General features: G+C 69.4%; 23 protein-coding genes. All 23 read right to left on the minus strand.

Features of this window, described 5'->3' with window-relative positions:
- Positions 1–6: 6 nt before the first annotated feature.
- Positions 7–291, minus strand: coding sequence for a 30S ribosomal protein S17 (rpsQ, locus tag J2X59_RS04530; protein WP_066657023.1), 285 nt, complete (start codon positions 289–291; stop codon positions 7–9).
- A complete protein-coding gene (gene rpmC, locus J2X59_RS04535; RefSeq protein WP_058728265.1) occupies positions 291–608 on the minus strand; it encodes a 50S ribosomal protein L29 in 318 nt (105 codons plus the stop codon). Before rpmC ends, rpsQ begins: the two co-directional genes overlap by 1 nt.
- The gene (gene rplP, locus J2X59_RS04540; RefSeq protein ID WP_066657030.1) at positions 608–1027 is read right to left on the minus strand and encodes a 50S ribosomal protein L16; all 420 of its coding nucleotides are present in this window, start codon (positions 1025–1027) and stop codon (positions 608–610) included. Before rplP ends, rpmC begins: the two co-directional genes overlap by 1 nt.
- A gap of 2 nt (positions 1028–1029) precedes the next feature.
- Positions 1030–1836, minus strand: a complete 807-nt coding sequence (rpsC, locus tag J2X59_RS04545) for a 30S ribosomal protein S3 (RefSeq protein WP_066657031.1) — start codon at positions 1834–1836, stop codon at positions 1030–1032.
- Positions 1836–2228, minus strand: coding sequence for a 50S ribosomal protein L22 (gene rplV, locus J2X59_RS04550; protein WP_056121420.1), 393 nt, complete (start codon positions 2226–2228; stop codon positions 1836–1838). Before rplV ends, rpsC begins: the two co-directional genes overlap by 1 nt.
- A gap of 25 nt (positions 2229–2253) precedes the next feature.
- On the minus strand, positions 2254–2535 hold the full coding sequence (gene rpsS / locus J2X59_RS04555; protein ID WP_017885529.1) for a 30S ribosomal protein S19: 282 nt from the start codon (positions 2533–2535) through the stop codon (positions 2254–2256).
- 11 nt (positions 2536–2546) lie between these two features.
- Positions 2547–3386: a 50S ribosomal protein L2 gene (gene rplB / locus J2X59_RS04560; RefSeq protein ID WP_058728264.1), complete on the minus strand. Its 840-nt coding sequence runs from the start codon at positions 3384–3386 to the stop codon at positions 2547–2549.
- A gap of 18 nt (positions 3387–3404) precedes the next feature.
- Positions 3405–3704 (minus strand): 50S ribosomal protein L23, encoded by a 300-nt coding sequence (gene rplW / locus J2X59_RS04565; RefSeq protein WP_058742338.1) that lies wholly within the window; start codon positions 3702–3704, stop codon positions 3405–3407.
- A complete protein-coding gene (rplD, locus tag J2X59_RS04570; RefSeq protein ID WP_066657033.1) occupies positions 3701–4360 on the minus strand; it encodes a 50S ribosomal protein L4 in 660 nt (219 codons plus the stop codon). The genes rplW and rplD overlap by 4 nt, the downstream gene beginning before the upstream one ends.
- Positions 4361–4362: 2 nt before the next feature.
- A complete protein-coding gene (rplC, locus tag J2X59_RS04575) occupies positions 4363–5016 on the minus strand; it encodes a 50S ribosomal protein L3 (protein ID WP_022903285.1) in 654 nt (217 codons plus the stop codon).
- A gap of 13 nt (positions 5017–5029) precedes the next feature.
- Positions 5030–5338, minus strand: coding sequence for a 30S ribosomal protein S10 (gene rpsJ, locus J2X59_RS04580; protein ID WP_022903286.1), 309 nt, complete (start codon positions 5336–5338; stop codon positions 5030–5032).
- Between the two features lie 771 nt (positions 5339–6109).
- Positions 6110–6925 (minus strand): DarT ssDNA thymidine ADP-ribosyltransferase family protein, encoded by an 816-nt coding sequence (locus J2X59_RS04585; RefSeq protein WP_066657034.1) that lies wholly within the window; start codon positions 6923–6925, stop codon positions 6110–6112.
- Positions 6926–7006: 81 nt separating this feature from the next.
- Complete coding sequence (locus J2X59_RS04590; RefSeq protein ID WP_326495842.1) at positions 7007–7984, minus strand: DNA topoisomerase IB; 978 nt, start codon at positions 7982–7984, stop codon at positions 7007–7009.
- A gap of 143 nt (positions 7985–8127) precedes the next feature.
- Positions 8128–9315 (minus strand): elongation factor Tu, encoded by a 1188-nt coding sequence (tuf, locus tag J2X59_RS04595; protein ID WP_326495843.1) that lies wholly within the window; start codon positions 9313–9315, stop codon positions 8128–8130.
- A 136-nt stretch (positions 9316–9451) separates the two neighbouring features.
- Positions 9452–11566, minus strand: coding sequence for an elongation factor G (fusA, locus tag J2X59_RS04600; RefSeq protein WP_066657042.1), 2115 nt, complete (start codon positions 11564–11566; stop codon positions 9452–9454).
- A gap of 102 nt (positions 11567–11668) precedes the next feature.
- Positions 11669–12139 carry a 30S ribosomal protein S7 gene (gene rpsG / locus J2X59_RS04605; RefSeq protein WP_058742332.1) on the minus strand — a complete coding sequence of 157 codons (471 nt, stop codon included), beginning with the start codon at positions 12137–12139 and terminating at the stop codon, positions 11669–11671.
- A gap of 5 nt (positions 12140–12144) precedes the next feature.
- Positions 12145–12513: a 30S ribosomal protein S12 gene (gene rpsL, locus J2X59_RS04610; protein WP_058728453.1), complete on the minus strand. Its 369-nt coding sequence runs from the start codon at positions 12511–12513 to the stop codon at positions 12145–12147.
- A gap of 336 nt (positions 12514–12849) precedes the next feature.
- Positions 12850–13983 (minus strand): hypothetical protein, encoded by a 1134-nt coding sequence (locus tag J2X59_RS04615; RefSeq protein ID WP_326495844.1) that lies wholly within the window; start codon positions 13981–13983, stop codon positions 12850–12852.
- Positions 13984–14163: 180 nt separating this feature from the next.
- A complete protein-coding gene (locus J2X59_RS04620; RefSeq protein WP_326495845.1) occupies positions 14164–14622 on the minus strand; it encodes a DUF6121 family protein in 459 nt (152 codons plus the stop codon).
- Positions 14623–14674: 52 nt separating this feature from the next.
- Positions 14675–15358: a CBU_0592 family membrane protein gene (locus tag J2X59_RS04625; protein ID WP_326495846.1), complete on the minus strand. Its 684-nt coding sequence runs from the start codon at positions 15356–15358 to the stop codon at positions 14675–14677.
- Between the two features lie 173 nt (positions 15359–15531).
- Positions 15532–16227 (minus strand): hypothetical protein, encoded by a 696-nt coding sequence (locus J2X59_RS04630; protein WP_066657051.1) that lies wholly within the window; start codon positions 16225–16227, stop codon positions 15532–15534.
- Positions 16224–16940 carry a hypothetical protein gene (locus J2X59_RS04635; protein WP_271826701.1) on the minus strand — a complete coding sequence of 239 codons (717 nt, stop codon included), beginning with the start codon at positions 16938–16940 and terminating at the stop codon, positions 16224–16226. Before J2X59_RS04635 ends, J2X59_RS04630 begins: the two co-directional genes overlap by 4 nt.
- Positions 16937–17989 carry a type IV pilus assembly protein PilM gene (gene pilM / locus J2X59_RS04640; protein ID WP_066657057.1) on the minus strand — a complete coding sequence of 351 codons (1053 nt, stop codon included), beginning with the start codon at positions 17987–17989 and terminating at the stop codon, positions 16937–16939. The genes J2X59_RS04635 and pilM overlap by 4 nt, the downstream gene beginning before the upstream one ends.
- Between the last annotated feature and the right edge of the window lie 15 nt (positions 17990–18004).

Here is an 18004-nt window from a genome sequence, read left to right on the forward strand (position 1 = left end):
CGGGGCCTACTTGGCCTTCTCGAGGATCTCGACCAGGCGCCAGCGCTTGGAGGCGCTGAGGGGACGGGTCTCGCTGATCACGACGAGGTCGCCGACACCGGCGGTGCCGAGCTCGTCGTGCGCCTTCACCTTGGACGTGCGACGGATGATCTTGCCGTAGAGCGCGTGCTTCACGCGGTCCTCGACCTCGACCACGATGGTCTTGTCCATCTTGTCGCTCGTCACGTAGCCGCGACGCGTCTTGCGGTAGCCGCGGGTCGAGGCGGCGGAGTTGTTCTCTTCGTTCGCCATCAGTTCTCCTCGGCGGTAGCGGCCTCGGTCGACTCGGCGGGCTTGTCAGCCTTCTTCGTCTTCTTGGCCTTGGTGGCGGTCTCGACGGGCGCGGGGGTGGCACGGATGCCGAGCTCGCGCTCACGGAGGACCGTGTAGATGCGTGCGATGTCGCGCTTGACGGCGCGGAGACGACCGTGGCTCTCCAGCTGGCCGGTGGCCGACTGGAAGCGGAGGTTGAAGAGTTCCTCCTTGGCCTTCTTCAGCTCGTCAGCGAGACGCTCGTTCTCGAAGGTGTCGAGCTCCGTCGGACGGAGCTCCTTGGAACCGATCGCCATTATGCGTCGCCCTCCTCGCGCTTGATGATGCGTGCCTTGAGGGGCAGCTTGTGGATTGCACGGGTCAGCGCCTCACGGGCGATGTCCTCGCTGACGCCGGAGAGCTCGAAGAGCACACGACCCGGCTTGACGTTGGCGACCCACCACTCGGGCGAGCCCTTACCGGAACCCATGCGGGTCTCAGCCGGCTTCTTGGTGAGCGGGCGGTCCGGGTAGATGTTGATCCAGACCTTGCCGCCACGCTTGATGTGACGCGTCATGGCGATACGAGCGGACTCGATCTGACGGTTGGTCACGTAGGCGGGCGTGAGCGCCTGGATGCCGAAGTCGCCGAACGACACCTTGGTGCCGCCCGTCGCCTGGCCCGAACGCTTCGGGTGGTGCTGCTTGCGGTGCTTGACTCGACGGGGGATAAGCATGGTTACGCCTCAACTCCTGCGCCGGCCGGCGCGTCCTGCGGAGCCTGCTGCTGACGGCCGCCGCGGTCGCCGCCACGGCGGTCCCCACGGTCGCCGCGCTCGCCACGCGGGCCGCCACGACGCTCGGGGCGCGACGAACGCTGGTTCGCCTGCTCGCGAGCGAGCTCCTTGTTCGTGATGTCGCCCTTGTAGATCCAGACCTTCACGCCGATGCGGCCGAACGTGGTCCGGGCCTCGTAGAAGCCGTAGTCGATGTTCGCGCGGAGCGTGTGCAGGGGCACGCGGCCCTCGCGGTAGAACTCCGAGCGGGACATCTCGGCGCCGCCGAGACGGCCCGACACCTGGATGCGGACACCCTTGGCGCCGGCGCGCTGTGCACCCTGCAGGCCCTTGCGCATGGCGCGACGGAACGCGACACGAGCGGAGAGCTGCTCGGCGATGCCCTGCGCGACGAGCTGGGCCTCGGTCTCGGGGTTCTTGACCTCGAGGATGTTGAGCTGGATCTGCTTCTTGGTGAGCTTCTCGAGCTCGCCACGGACGCGCTCCGCCTCGGCGCCACGGCGACCGATGACGATGCCCGGACGCGCGGTGTGGATGTCCACGCGGACGCGGTCACGGGTGCGCTCGAGCTCGATGCGGGCGACACCGGCGCGGTCGAGGGTCTTCTTCAGGTACTCGCGCACCTTGATGTCCTCGGCCACGTAGTCGGCGTAGCGCTGACCGGCCTTCGTGCTGTCGGTGAACCAGTGCGAGACGTGGTCCGTCGTGATCCCGAGACGGAAGCCGTACGGGTTGACCTTCTGGCCCATTACTTGCTCGCCTTCTTGCTCGTCGCGGCAGCCTCGGCCTCGTCCGGCGTCGCGAGGACGACCGTGATGTGGCTGGTGCGCTTGTTGATGCGGAAGGCGCGGCCCTGGGCACGCGGCTGGAACCGCTTCAGGGTCGTGCCCTCGTCGACGAAGACGCGGCTCACGTAGAGGTCGCGCTCGTCGAGGAAGCTGTTCGTCGAGTCCGCCTTGACACGTGCGTTCGCGATCGCCGAGGCGACCAGCTTGTACACGGGCTCCGAAGCGCCCTGGGGGGCGAACTTCAGGATGGCGAGGGCCTCGTGGGCCTGCTTGCCGCGGATCAGCTCGATGACGCGACGGGCCTTCTGAGGCGTGACGCGGATGTGTCGCACGCGTGCGATCGACTCCACCATTTCGTTCCTCCTCTGCGTCGCCGCGTTAGCGGCGACGGCCCTTCTTGTCGTCCTTCACGTGACCACGGAAGGTGCGGGTCGGCGCGAACTCGCCGAGCTTGTGACCGACCATCGACTCGGTGACGAACACCGGGATGTGCTTGCGGCCGTCGTGCACGGCGATCGTGTGTCCGAGCATGTTCGGGACGATCATCGAGCGACGCGACCAGGTACGGATCACGTTCTTGGTGTTGGCCTCGTTCTGCGTGACGACCTTGCGGAGCAGGTGCTCGTCGACGAAGGGGCCCTTCTTCAGACTGCGTGGCATCTTCTGAACTCCTACTTGCGCTTCTTGCCGGCGTTACGGCGACGGACGATGAGCTTGTCGCTCGGCTTGTTCGGCTTGCGCGTACGACCCTCGGCCTGGCCCCAGGGGCTGACCGGGTGACGACCACCGGACGTCTTGCCCTCACCACCACCGTGCGGGTGGTCGACCGGGTTCATCGCGACACCACGCACGGTCGGGCGGACGCCCTTCCAGCGCATGCGGCCGGCCTTGCCCCAGTTGATGTTGGACTGCTCGGCGTTGCCGACCTCGCCGATCGTGGCGCGGCAGCGGGCGTCGACGTTGCGGACCTCGCCCGACGGCAGGCGGAGCTGCGCGTAGGGGCCGTCCTTGGCGACGAGACGGACCGAGGCACCGGCCGAACGCGCCATCTTCGCGCCGCCACCGGGGCGGAGCTCGATCGCGTGGATGACCGTACCCACGGGGATGTTGCGCAGCGGCAGGTTGTTGCCGGGCTTGATGTCGGCGCCGGGGCCCTGCTCGATGACGTCGCCCTGCTTGAGCTTGTTCGGCGCGATGATGTAACGCTTCGTGCCGTCGACGTAGTGCAGGAGCGCGATGCGCGCGGTGCGGTTCGGGTCGTACTCGATGTGTGCGACCTTGGCGTCCACGCCGTCCTTGTCGTGACGACGGAAGTCGATCACGCGGTACTGGCGCTTGTGGCCACCACCGATGTGGCGGGTGGTGATGCGGCCCGAGCTGTTGCGGCCACCGGTCTTCGGCAGCGGACGAAGCAGCGACTTCTCCGGCGTCGAACGGGTGATCTCAGCGAAGTCGGCGACCGACGAGCCGCGACGACCGGGGGTCGTCGGCTTGTAGTTACGAATAGCCATGATTTATCCCTCTGGTCCTCAGCCGACAGCCGTGAAGATGTCGATCGAACCGGACTTGAGCGTCACGATGGCGCGCTTGGTGTCCTTGCGCTTGCCCAGGCCGAACTTCGTGCGACGGGTCTTGCCCGGACGGTTCAGCGTGTTGATGCTCGCGACCTTGACGTCGAAGATCTTCTCGATGGCGAGCTTGATCTCGGTCTTGTTCGAACGGGGGTCCACGATGAACGTGTACTTGCCCTGGTCGATCAGGCCGTAGCTCTTCTCCGAGACGACCGGCGAGATGATGATGTCGCGCGGGTCCTTGTTGAAGCCGCTCATGCGGAGATCTCCTTCGCGGTCTTCGACGCGATGAAGGCGTCGAGTGCGCTCTTGCTGAAGACGAGGGCATCCGACTTGAGCACGTCGTAGGCGTTGAGCTGGCCGTACGAGAGTGCGTGGACACCCGGCAGGTTGCGGATCGACTTGAGCGTGAGCTCGTCGTCCGACTCGAGCACGACGAGCACGTTCTTGACGGGCGCGACCTTCTCGATGAGCGTGCGAGCGGTCTTGGTCGACGGCACCTCGGCCGCGACGAAGGACTCGACAGCGGAGATGCGGCCACCGCGGGCGCGGTCCGAGAGCGAGCCGAGCAGGGCTGCGGCGATCATCTTCTTCGGGGTGCGCTGCGAGTAGTCGCGCGGGGTCGGTCCGTGGACGACGCCACCGCCGGTGTGCTCCGGAGCGCGGACCGAACCCTGACGGGAGCGGCCGGTGCCCTTCTGCTTGAACGGCTTGCGACCAGCACCGCGGACCTCGCCGCGGTTCTTGGTCTTGTGGGTGCCCTGACGCGCGGCGGCGAGCTGCGCAGTGACGACCTGGTGGATCAGCGGGACGTTGGTCTCGACGTCGAAGAGCGCGGCGGGCAGCTCGATGCTGCCGGCGACGGCTCCGGTCGCGTCGAGGACGTCGATCGTGGTTGCGGTCTCGGTGGCCATGATCACTTACCCTTCACGGCGGTGCGGACGAAGACGGAGCGACCGCGCGCACCGGGGACGGCGCCCTTGACGAGCAGCAGACCCTTCTCGGCGTCGACGGCGTGCACCGTGAGGTTGAGGACGGTCACGCGCTCGCCACCCATGCGGCCGGCCATGCGCATGCCCTTGAAGACACGTGACGGGGTCGACGAAGCACCGATCGAACCGGGCTTGCGGTGGTTGCGGTGGGCACCGTGCGAAGCGGACACACCGGCGAAGCCGTGGCGCTTCATGACACCGGCGAAGCCCTTGCCCTTCGACGTCCCGACGACGTCGACCTTCTGGCCGGCCTCGAAGGTGTCGACGGTGAGCTCCTGGCCGAGCGTGTACTCGGCGGAGTCGTTGGTGCGGATCTCGGTGAGGGTGCGACGCGGGGTCACACCGGCAGCCTCGAAGTGGCCGGCGGCCGGCTTGTTCACCTTGCGCGGGTCGATGGCACCGGCGGCGATCTGGATCGCCTCGTAGCCGTCGCGCTCGACGTTGCGGATCTGGGTGACCACGTTCGGGCCGACCTCGATCACGGTGACGGGGATGAACTTGTTGTTCTCGTCCCACACCTGGGTCATCCCGAGCTTCTTGCCGAGGAGGCCCTTGACGGTCTTGGTTGAGTTCGCCATTGGTCGGTCCCCCTTACAGCTTGATCTCGATGTTGACGTCAGCCGGGAGGTCGAGTCGCATGAGCGAGTCGACGGCCTTCGGCGTCGGGTCGACGATGTCGATGACCCGCTTGTGCGTGCGCTTCTCGAAGTGCTCGCGCGAGTCCTTGTACTTGTGGGGCGAACGGATCACGGTGACCACGTTCTTCTCGGTGGGGAGCGGCACCGGGCCGACCACGGTCGCACCGGCACGGGTCACCGTGTCGACGATCTTCCGGGCCGACGTGTCGATGACCTCGTGGTCGTACGACTTGAGCCGGATGCGGATCTTCTGTCCCGCCATGTGTCTCTCTGTCCTCTCTGCGCCGCGCACCCTCGGGCCGCCTGACGCCGCCGTCACCGTGCATTCCTGCAGGGCTTGGCTGTTTTCCTGAACCAACCGGCCGCATCCTCGGGGGATGACCGCTGTTCTCCTGTCAACCGCGCAGGGCGACCGTGGCCGTCCAGCGTGGGCATGTCGCTTCCCCCACACCTGGACACAGCAGTGGCCAGGCGCTCACGAGGGACTCGATCGTGTTCTGCTGCCTGCGGCCCAACCCAGCTCCGCTGGACGGAGGGGTTGTGCACTGCCAGAGCAGTGATCCTGCGCGCGCGAACGCCCGCGGAATTCGGAACCGGACAAGTCTCGCACAGCACGTCCGTGCGTGCAACCCGGGCGTGTCGTCGGATTTCGTGGGGCGCGGAGCGGCTCGCTCCCCCGGAACGGCGGGGTTCCGGTCGGCCTGGAGGCACGGCGCACCCCGGGCGCGTCGGGCGCGTTCCCGAGGTGCCCGGTGTGCTCGCGGCAGCGCTTCCGGCGGCCGGATCGGTCACGCCGGCGCTGCTCCGGCGGGCGCCGGTGCGGCCCCGTCGCTCCGCGAGCGGGCAGGACACGCCGCGCGGTGCGCGCCGAGTGGGCGGGATCGGTCGGGTCGAGGTGCCGAGCGCGACGGAAGCGGCCCGCTCGGCACGGCGCGGTGGAGGACCGGGCAGCCCCTCCAGTCCTGTGGAACCGATCGTGCCCGCTCGGCGAGGCCGAGCGGGCACGATGGTGGGGGGGGGTCGTCCGACCCGGTCAGAACTCCTCGGGCACGGGCGGGACGAACCAGGGCGGGAAGACCGCGACGCGGGGCCCGGTGACCCGGTGCTGCGCGAGCAGCGACTTGACCTGCTGTCGGACGCGGTCGTTCGGCACACCGATCACGGCGACGGACGAGAACGGCACCCGGGGACCGGCGAGCAGCTCGAGCCCGTGCATGTCCGGGTCGGTGAAGTCGGTCCGGCGGATCAGGTTCGTCGCGGCCTCGGGACCGACGGCGAACCGCACGTCGTCGGCGTCGGCGTCCTGGTCGGCCACGATCACCGACGCGCCGAACGCGGACACCGGCACGACGAGCACGACGTACTCGGTCGCGCGGGTGCGGCGGGCGGCGTCCGACCACCGGGTGCCCTCGGCACCGTGACGGAGCTCGTCCCAGCGGGTGGCGTCGGGCGAGAGGGTGAAGGGCACGTGCCCGGAGACGGGTCCGCCGTCGGGAGCACTCGCCTCGGCGCGGGCGGCCCGCGTCTCGGCCGAGCTGACGTCGACGACCGGGGCGGCCGCGTCGGCAGCGAGGATCGCACCCTCGGCGACGATCGACGACAGGTTGTCGACGTGGGTGGCGTGGTGCGCGCGGAGCGACGCGAAGACGCGGGGCTCCGGCAGCTCGGGAGCCGCGGGAGACCGGAGCGACGACGAGCCGCGCGCGGGCGCCGGAGTGGAGCGGAGGTCGGTGGTGATGCGGGTCCGACGGGGCGTCGGCGTGGTGGGGACGGCAGGCACCTCGGCCTGTCGGGGGGAGCAGATGTCGCAGAGCTCGGTGGGGAAACCGTGGATGCACTCGTCGGTCACGACTGGGAGGGGTCCTTCCGTGCCCGGGTGGGGGAGGTCGGGCACGGTGTCCAACCGTACGTCATGATCCGCCCCCTTCCGTCACTGTCGGTAGAGCAGGGCACGCACCTCGGACTCGGCTGCGTGCAGGCGCTCGGGGTCGATGGTCTCGCCGTGCTGGTACGCGTCGAGCAGCCGCGGGTCGATGTAGCTCTGCCGGCACACGGTCGGCGTGTTGCCCAGCTCCTCGCTCGCGGCCTTCACGGCGTGCGAGACGGCCTTCTTGCGCTTCGCCTCGCTGGGTTGGGGGCCGGTGCGCGCGAGGTCCACGGCGGCGGCCACCGTGCCGTGCAGGGTGCGGAAGTCCTTCGCCGTGAACTCGTCGCCGGCGCGCTCCTTCACGTACTCGTTGATGTCCTCGGCGGCGAGGGGCTCCCACTCCGCACCCCGTCCGTCGCGGAACGACAGCAGGCGGGCGTTCGGGCCACGCCGCTTCATCCCGGCGATGACCCGCGCGAGGTCGTGGTCGTGGATGGTCGAGGACCACTCCTGGCCGCTCTTGCCCGGGAAGTCGAGCTCGATGTCGTCGCCCGACACGTGCGCGTGCGCACAGAGCAGCGTCGACAGCCCGCGGCTGCCGTGCTCGGTGGCGTACCGCTCGGACCCGACCCGGAGCGAGCCCTGGTCGAGCATCCGGAAGGCCGCGGCGAGGGCACGTCGGCGGTCGGGCTCGGGCCGTCGCAGGTCCTGCGTGACCATCCGTCGTGCGGACGGCAGCGACTCCGCCAGGGCCAGCGCGCGGTCGTACTTGATGCGGTCCATCCGCTCGCGCCAGCCGGGGTGGTACATGTACTGGCGGCGGCCGACGCCGTCCTTGCCGGTCGCGAGGATGTGCCCGTTCTCGTACGGCGAGATCCACACGTCGTCCCAGGCCGGCGGGATCACGAGGTCCTCGAGGCGCTGCCGGACGACCTCGTCCGTGACGGTCTTCCCGTCCGGGTCGCGGTACGAGAAGCCCTTACCGCTGCGGACACGGTGGTAGCCACGACCGTTGGTCGCGGAGCGGCGGAGACGGGTCACTCCGACGATGTTGCCCGTCAGCGCCTGGGACCCGTCACCGGGAACGCTCCCGGAGGAGCCCAGAGGTCCGCCGGGAACGACGAAGCGGGGCCGGACCCGAAGGCCCGACCCCGCTGGCGCAGTGTCTTCCGGAGAACCGGGAGTTACTTGACGATCTCCTCGACCGTACCGGCGCCGACCGTGCGGCCACCCTCACGGATGGCGAAGCGCAGGCCGGCCTCCATCGCGATCGGCTGGATCAGCTCGACCGACATGGCGACGGTGTCGCCGGGCATGACCATCTCGGTGCCCTCGGGCAGCGTGATGACGCCGGTGACGTCCGTGGTGCGGAAGTAGAACTGCGGACGGTAGTTCGCGTAGAACGGGTTGTGACGACCGCCCTCTTCCTTGGTCAGGATGTACGCGTTCGCCTTGAACTCGGTGTGCGGCGTGACCGAACCCGGCTTCACGACGACCTGGCCGCGCTCGACGTCCTCGCGCTTGAGGCCACGGATGAGGAGACCGGTGTTGTCGCCCGCCTCAGCCTTGTCCAGCAGCTTGCGGAACATCTCGATGCCCGTGACCGTGGTCTTCTGCGTCGCGCGGATGCCGACGATCTCGACCTCGGAGTTGAGGTCCAGCGTGCCACGCTCGACACGACCGGTGACGACGGTGCCACGACCGGTGATCGTGAAGACGTCCTCGATCGGCATGAGGAACGGCTGGTCGGTGGCGCGCACCGGGTCCGGGACGTTCTCGTCGACGGCGGACATCAGGTCCTGGACGGACTTGACCCACTTCTCGTCGCCCTCGAGCGCCTTGAGCGCCGAGACCTGCACGACGGGGGCGTCCTCGTCGAACTCCTGCGAGCCGAGGAGCTCACGGACCTCGAGCTCGACGAGCTCCAGGATCTCCTCGTCGTCCACCATGTCGGACTTGTTCAGCGCGACGACGATGTAGGGGACGCCGACCTGGCGGGCGAGCAGCACGTGCTCACGCGTCTGGGGCATCGGGCCGTCGGTGGCGGCGACCACGAGGATCGCGCCGTCCATCTGCGCCGCACCGGTGATCATGTTCTTCACGTAGTCGGCGTGACCCGGAGCGTCGACGTGCGCGTAGTGGCGCTTGTCGGTCTGGTACTCGACGTGGGAGATGTTGATCGTGATGCCGCGGTCGCGCTCCTCGGGAGCGCTGTCGATCTGAGCGAAGTCACGGGCCTCGTTGAGGTCCGGGTACTGGTCGTGCAGAACCTTGGTGATCGCCGCCGTGAGCGTGGTCTTGCCGTGGTCGACGTGACCGATGGTTCCGATGTTGACGTGCGGCTTGGTCCGCTCGAACTTGGCCTTGGCCACTGTGGGTCCTCCTCAGGACTCGGAGAGCACGCCCCCGGTCTGACGACCGTTGGCGAGCAGGGTGTGTGTCTAACTGTACTTGGTGACGAGGGGCCCGTCGCCGGGCACCCTCGCCTGTGGAGAGAACGCCGGAGCGTTACTCTCCGCTGTTCTTCGCGATGATCTCCTCGGCGACCTTGGCCGGGACCTGGCTGTAGGTCTCGAAGGTCATCGAGTAGACCGCACGACCAGAGGTCTTGGACCGGAGGTCCCCGACGTAGCCGAACATCTCGGACAGCGGCACGCTCGCGCGGACCACCTTGACGCCCGAGGCGTCCTCCATCGAGGCGATCTGGCCACGACGGGAGTTCAGGTCACCGATGACGTCGCCCATGTACTCCTCGGGAGTACGCACCTCGACGGCCATGATCGGCTCGAGGATGGCGGGGCCGGCCTTGCGGGCGGCCTCCTTGTAGGCGATGGAACCGGCGATCTTGAACGCCATCTCGGACGAGTCGACGTCGTGCGCCGCGCCGTCCTTGAGGATGGCCTTCACGCCGACGGTCGGGTACCCGGCGAGGATGCCGACCTGCATGGCGTCCTGGATACCGGCGTCGACCGACGGGATGTACTCACGCGGGACGCGACCACCGGTGACGGCGTTCTCGAACTCGTAGACCTTCTCGGCCGTGACTTCCATCGGCTCGAGGGCGATCTGCACCTTCGCGAACTGGCCGGAACCACCGGTCTGCTTCTTGTGCGTGTAGTCGTAGCGCTCGACGACCTTGGTCAGGGTCTCGCGGTAGGCCACCTGCGGCTTGCCGACGGACGCCTCGACCTTGAACTCGCGCTTCATGCGGTCGACGAGGATGTCGAGGTGGAGCTCGCCCATGCCCTTGATCGTCGTCTGACCGGTCTCGGCGTTGAGCTCGACGCGGAACGTCGGGTCCTCTTCCGCGAGCTTCTGGATGGCCGTGGAGAGCTTCTCCTGGTCAGCCTTCGTGTTCGGCTCGATGGCGACCTCGATCACCGGCTCCGGGAACGTCATCGACTCGAGGACGACCTGGTCCGACGGGTCGCACAGGGTGTCACCGGTGGTGGTGTCCTTGAGGCCGATGACCGCGTAGATGTGACCGGCGGTGACGTTGTCGACCGGGTTCTCCTTGTTGGAGTGCATCTGGAAGATCTTGCCGATGCGCTCCTTCTTGCCCTTGGTCGAGTTGATGACCTGGGCACCGGACTCGATCGAGCCGGAGTACACGCGGACGTAGGTCAGACGACCGAAGAAGGGGTGCACCGCGACCTTGAACGCCAGGGCCGAGAACGGCTCGGTGGCGTCGGGCTTGCGGATGATCTCCTTCTCCTCGTCCTTGACGTCGTGGCCGATCATCGGCGGCACGTCGAGCGGGGACGGGAGGTAGTCGATGACCGCGTCGAGCATCGGCTGGACGCCGCGGTTCTTGAAGGCCGAGCCGCAGAGGACGGGGTAGACCTCGGAGGCGATCGTGAGCTTGCGGATCGCGCCCTTGATCTCGTCCTTGGTGAGCTCCTCGCCACCGAAGAACTTCTCGAGCAGGGCGTCGTCGGTCTCGGCGACACGCTCGATCAGCTTCGCGCGGTACTCCTCGGCGCGGTCCTGGAGGTCAGCCGGGATCTCCTGGACCTCGTACTGGGCGCCCATGGTCACGTCACCCTTGGCGTCGCCGGGCCAGACCTTGGCGTGCATCTCGATGAGGTCGATGACGCCGACGAAGTCGTTCTCGGCACCGATCGGGAGCTGGAGCACGAGCGGCTCCGCACCGAGGCGGTTGATGATCGTGTCGACGGTGAAGTAGAAGTCAGCGCCGAGCTTGTCCATCTTGTTGACGAAGCAGATGCGCGGGACGTCGTACTTGTCCGCCTGACGCCACACGGTCTCGGACTGGGGCTCGACGCCCTCCTTGCCGTCGAAGACGGCGACGGCACCGTCGAGGACGCGGAGCGAGCGCTCCACCTCGACCGTGAAGTCCACGTGACCGGGGGTGTCGATGATGTTGATCTGGTTGTTGTCCCAGAAGCAGGTCGTCGCGGCCGACGTGATCGTGATGCCGCGCTCCTGCTCCTGCGCCATCCAGTCCATCGTCGCGGCGCCGTCGTGGACCTCACCGATCTTGTGCGTGATGCCCGTGTAGAACAGGATGCGCTCGGTCGTCGTGGTCTTGCCGGCATCGATGTGCGCCATGATGCCGATGTTGCGGACCTTGTTCAGGTCGGTGAGCACGTCCTGTGCCACAGGTTCCTCCGGAAGAGTTGTAGGAGAGGTTGGCGTCCGGGCGGGCGCCGACGGTTCATGACCGCCGGCACCCACCCGGAGCCGGGACTACCAGCGCCGGACTTACCAGCGGTAGTGGGCGAAGGCCTTGTTCGACTCGGCCATCTTGTGCGTGTCCTCACGGCGCTTGACCGCGGCACCGAGACCGTTCGACGCGTCGAGGATCTCGTTCATGAGACGCTCGGTCATCGTCTTCTCGCGACGGGCCTTGGCGTACGAGGTGAGCCAGCGGAGCGCGAGGGTGTTCGCGCGGTGCGGCTTGACCTCGACCGGGACCTGGTAGGTCGAGCCACCGACGCGGCGGCTGCGGACCTCGAGGGTCGGACGGACGTTGTCGAGCGCCTTCTTCAGCGTCGCGACGGCGTCCTGCTGGTTCTTGGCGGTGACGCCCTCGAGTGCATCGTAGACGATGCGCTCGGCGAGGCCCTTCTTGCCGTCCAGGAGGATCTTGTTGACGAGCTGCGAGACGATCGGCGCGCCGTACACCGGGTCGGCGACGACGGGACGCTTCGGGGCGGGACCCTTACGAGGCATCTAACTCAACCCTTCTTCGCGCCGTAGCGGCTGCGGGCCTGCTTACGGTTCTTGACGGCCTGGGTGTCCAGGGCACCGCGGATGATCTTGTAGCGCACACCGGGGAGGTCCTTCACACGACCGCCGCGGACGAGCACCATCGAGTGCTCCTGCAGGTTGTGGCCCTCACCGGGGATGTAGGCCGTGACCTCGGTGCCGTTCGAGAGCTTGACACGAGCGACCTTGCGCAGGGCCGAGTTCGGCTTCTTGGGGGTGGTGGTGTAGACGCGGGTGCAGACACCACGCTGCTGGGGGTTCGCCTTCAGTGCCGGCGCCTTGGTCTTGACGACCTTGGGCGTACGACCCTTGCGAACGAGCTGCTGGATGGTAGGCAACTGTTCTCCTGGTTCTTCGCTCGTGTTCTGGCCGACGCCTTCCGTCGGCTTCCTCATCCCATGCTGATCACCGCCTGACGGCGGAGGGGAGGTCGTGGGATGGATGACCCGGTACGGTCTCGTCGAGGACGACGAGGGTGACCCGGGATTTCGGGCGCGCCCGAGAGCGCACACCCGGTAGAGACTACCCGCGTCACACGGCGAAATCAATCCGGGCGCGTCGCGCTCCGAGCGACCCGCCGACGCGCCAGGCCGGCCCCGTACCGGACCGCACCAGTCGCGGCGGAGGCGGGGCGGGCCTCCCGGCCGTCGACCGCGGGTCCGGGCCGGTCCGCGTCAGGAACCCGAGTCCGACGACCCGTTCCCGACGGCGGACTCGAAGGTGGCGCCGTCGTCGGAGAAGCCCGACACGTACCCGCTCGCGTTCACGTTCATCGGCCCCGCCGTGGCCGTGCCGACGCCGTCGGGTCCGGAGATGTCCGCGGTGAAGGTGGCGCGGCCGAGCGTCGTCGTCGAGATCGTCCACCCGCGCGACAGCCAACCGCCGACCGCGACCTCCGGGCGCTGCTCGAGCGTCCACTTCTGGTTGGTGTAGGTGTACGCCGGGTCCTCGCCGTAGGCGTAGAAGCTGCAGCCCGCGGGGGCGGGGTCGGTGGAGGCGATGCAGCCGTCCACCCAGCGGTCCACCGCCTGCTGCGCGGCCTGCTTGCCGTCGTCGGTGAGCTCCGTCGTCAAGGACACCGGCACCGAACCGGTCCCGCTGAACCCGGGGACGCGAGCGGAGGCGCGCTCTGCCGTGAACCACTTCCCGCCGTCGACGGTCACGTCGTACGTCCCGGGCAGCGCGGTCAGGTTCGCGATGCCGTCGTCGGACGTCCGGACGCGCTGACCGGCGACCTCGACCGGGGTCCCGCCGGGGCCGCGCACCGAGACCTGCACCCGGCCGAGGTCGGGGGCCTCGAGCTCCCACACCGGGAAGACCCCCCAGTCGGTCCCCGTGCGGTCGAGCGTGAAGGTGGAGGCGACGTCCCGGCCGCCCTGACGGAGGTAGGCACGCACGGTCGCGGTGTCGCCGTCGGTGCGCGTGGCAGCGATGCGGTACCCGGTGACCCGGTCGGTCGCCTTCGCGTAGGCGGCATCGGTGAGCAGGACGTCCTCGTCGTCGTGGTCCACACCTGCCAGGCGCAGCGCGTCGTCGACGTGACCGGCGGACAGGTCGTCGAGGAAGGCCCGCACCGGCCGGTCGGCCGAGTGCGAGGAGGACTGGAGCGCGTACCCGACGACCCCCGTCGCGAGCAGCAGCACCACGGCGGCACCGCCGGCGATGATCCCGACCAGTGCGCCGCGGCGCATCCGGCGACGAGGCCGTCGTGCAACGGGGACGGCCGCCGGGACCGGTGCTTCATGCGTACCGCGGATCGTGTCGACGTGCGGGACACGTGCCCACCCGTCCGGCTCATGGTCGGTCATGCGTCCCCCGTCGTGCCTGTTGCGTGCTCCCGGATCCTACCGCCGACCGGCGCCGCGGGACCGGGGCTGTGGCCGGCGCTGTGGAGCGCGGGTCGGAGTCGGAGTCGGGGCGGGGTCGGGGGGGGGCGCACGCATGCACGGCGCGCGACGGCCGGGGGGCGCCGAGCGCGCGGGTGACCCCTAGCGGCGGTCGCCTTCCACGCCGCGGGTCGCGCCCGCCGGACGCTGCCGGGCCTGGTAGCGGGCGGCGGAGACGCCGCCGACGACGCAGAGCAGCGCCACGACGACGGACCCCACGACGAACGGGCTCAACGCGGACCCCGCCGGGAACACGAGGAGCTCGGTACCGTCGCCCCGCGTCATCGAGTACCCGACCGCACCCGTGCCGAGCATGACGAGGTACGTACCGGCAGCGGCGACGAGCCCGGTGACGCCCGGGTTGCCCTCGCGGATGCCCGCGGCGGTGGCGAGGAACACGACCGCGGCCGCCGCGACCACCATCGTGGGGCCGAGGTAGGGACTCGCGTCCGGCTGTGGGATCGCCTCGACGTCGGCGAGCAGGGCTTCGAAGCCCGTCACCGCGATGACGAGCGCGATGAAGAGGACCGACGTCATCGTCGCGATCAGCCACCGGGACATGGCTCGATGCTACTGCCGGGCACCCTGGGTGGCGGGTTGCGGCGCCGTCACGTCACCGTGCGGCGTGCTCCTGCGCGTGCTGGGGTCCCTGCGCTGCGGGGCTGCCCTGGGTCGCCTGGTGCTGCGCGGAGCCGGCCTGGGTCGCCCGGTGCTGCGCCGAGTCGTCCTGAGCCACGTGGTGCTGCGCGGGGCCGCCCTGGGTCGCCTGGTGCTGCGCGGCCGCGACGAGCGCGAGTGCGATCGTCGCCGTGATGACGGGGACGGACTCCGTCATGGGAGCGACGGGGGCCGTCACGGTGCCGTCCTGGAGGCGCGACTCGCCGCGGTCGTGCTCCCCCGGCTCCGCCTCGTGGTCGCGCAGGGCCGGCCCGACGACCGGCAGGACCGCCGTCGTCGTCGGCGGCTCGCTGTGCAGGACCGGCGCCGTCGGCAGGGCCGACGCGCTCGGCAGGGCCGACGCGCTCGGCAGGGCCGACGCCTGGTTCCGGGCGGCCCGACGTGCGCGGCCCATCCTGACCAGGACGACCACCGCGATGACCGCCCAGATGCCGTTCACGATCGTCGACGGGATCGCGTGGTGCGCAGCGACGTTGACGGCGACGGAGAGGCCGCCGACCAGGTTGAGGGACTGGTAGAGCGGCCCGTTCGGGATCTTGCCCAGTGAGAACAGCAGGTAACCTGCGAGGACGGTTACGGCTCCGAACCAGCCGAGGAACTCCACGATTCCGACCAACACGCGCGACTCCGGGCACGACGAGGAACGGCCGTCCTGAGGCGACCGTCCGAGAGGGGTGTGAGCAGCCGCGAGTGCGGCGTCGGGAGCATCGTAGGCACACCGACGGGTGTCGCGGAAGTGGGTGCGGCGTGGCGTGTCGCACCCACTTCGCGGGGGGCTCTGCGGACGGGGTGTCAGCCGTTCGCCGAGGCGGTCGACGAGGTGTCCGTGAAGACGTAGACCGATCCGGAGAGCGACCAGGACTGCGACTCCATCGGGGGCGCGTCGTCCTCCTCCTCACTCGCGGCCGCGATGCCGGAGACCAGGAAGAGCCGCGACCCGGACTGCATCGCCTTCGTGAACGCGAGCGCCTGGTCGTACGACCCCTGCACCGCCACCGTCACGGGGACGAGCGAGAAGTTCGCGTCGGTGACCGCAGGGTCGGTCGCCGGCTGCGCCGAGGGCACGTCCTCGTCGGTGCTCGAGGTCGCGGCCGCGGACGGCGCCGCGGATGCCGTCGTCTCCGCCGTGGGCTCGGTGGCGGGGGCGTAGGCGGTGGCGTCCCCGATGGTGACGTTCGTGACCTGGACGCCGGCCGCGGCGGCGTTCGCGTCGATCTGCCGGACGAAGGACTCGCTGTCCGTCGTCGACGGCACCGATGCCCGGAGCTGCGCCAGTTCGGCCTTCGTGGCGTCGAGTCCGGCGAACGCCGCGGCGAGCCGCGTGAGCTCCGCACGGTTCTTGTCGTTCGTCGCGTCGATGGTGCTCTGCTGCGCCTGGTTCGACGACGCCGCCGCGAGTTGCGGCTGCACACCGAGGAACCAGCCCCCGGCCAGGACGACCGCGCAGACCACGAGCGCGATCACGAGGGACAGGTGGTGCTTCGTCATCGGTCGGCGTCCTTCTCGTACTTGCCGTCGTAGGCCCGCGCATCGAGCTCGAGCTCGATCACGGAGGTGTACTCGCCGCGGTCCTCGTCGTACGAGATCGACGAGATCGACGAGTCCAGGTAGCCGGTGGTCCCGGACAGGCGCGAGGTCCAGTCCGGGACGGACGGGATCGTCGTCGACCGGGCGGTCAACGTGAGGGTGGCGACCCTCGGCGTGGGTCCTGCGTCCGCCGGCTGCCCGAACGGCTCCGTCACGGTCGCGGACGCGATGGTCATCCCGCTGATCGCGAGGTCTGCCGGCAGGACGTCCCGGATGCCGCCGAGCGTGCCGTCCCAGTCGACCTCCGTCGACCCGCCGACGGCGCGGGCGGAGTCGAGGAGGTCGGTGTCGCGTTCTGCCGCACGCAGTTCCGCGTACCGCTGCTGCTGGGCGAGGAGCGTCGTGGTCTCACCCTGCGCCGCGGTCAGCGCCGCCGCCGTGGCCATCTGGTGCGCCATCGCCCCGCCGCTCGCGAGCACGACGGCGGCTGCCGCCACCACGACACCGAGCCAGGCGCGACGCGTGACCGCGCGCTGCCGACGCTCGACGTAGACCTCCGCGGGCAGGAGGTCGACGCGGGGCGTGCGCCCCGCGGTCGAGTCCGCAGCCGCTCGACGGCCTGCCCGACCCCGACGACCCTGCGTCGCGTCCGTGCGTTCCTCTGTGCTGGTCATGCTGCCTTGCTCCCCACCGCGAGTCCGTACGCGACCGCCACCGAGTCGCCGTGCGCGAGGACGTCCTCCTCGCGCACCGCCCGCCCGAAGCCCGCACCGCGGAATGCGGAGGGGGTCGAGACCGGCAGGTGTGTCGTGTCGGCGAGTGCCTCGCGCAGCCCGATGAGCTGCGCGCCGCCGCCCACGAGGGCGATCCCGGCGACGACCTCGTCCGGACGGGTGTTGACGTAGTAGTTGATGGTGTTGCGGAGGCTCGTCACGAGTTCGTTCACCGTGTCGAAGACCGCCGCGACGGCGCGGACGTCGTCCGGTGTGCGGGCCCCCGGTCCGATGCCGAAGTGCCGCTTCACCGCCTCGGCCTGGGCGAAGGGGATGTCGAGTCGACCGGCGAGCGACCGGGTGATGTCGTCCCCGCCGGACGGGATGATCCGCACGAACTGCGGCACGCCGTCCGTGGCGAGCACGACGCTCGTGGTGTCCGCACCGACCTGGATGATCGCGATGGTGCCGTGCTGCGCCTGCGTCGGGCTCAGGACCCGGGTGAGCGCGAACGGGATGAGATCGACACCGACCGGGTTGAGACCCGCGAGCCGCACGGCGCGCACGTTGGCGAGCACGGCGTCCTTGATCGCCGCGACCAGGAGTCCCTTGATCACCGGACCGGTCTCGTCGACACCCTCGCTGACCGGGTAGAAGTCGAGGATCGCGTCCCCCACCGGCACCGGCAGCATGTCCTGCACGTGGAAGGGGAGGCTCTCGCGGATCTGCGCGAGCGGAGCGTGCGGCACGGTGAGGTCACGCGAGAGGACCCGCTGGTTGCCCATGCCGAGGACGACGTCGCGCGACCGGAACCTGCCGACCGACCAGAGCTGCCGCAGCGCGGCCCCCACCGTGTTCGGCTCGAGCACCTCGCCGCGGCTGACCGCACCCTCGGGTGTCGGCACCTCGGCGACCCGGAGGACGACGGGGCGGTCACGGTCGGCGTCCCCGACCTCGACCGCGCGGATCGACGACGCGGCGATGTCGACGCCGACGATGCTCTTTCCCATGGTGCTGCTTTCGTT

The organism is Curtobacterium sp. 260, from assembly GCF_030803485.1.
Classification (GTDB): Bacteria; Actinomycetota; Actinomycetes; order Actinomycetales; family Microbacteriaceae; genus Curtobacterium.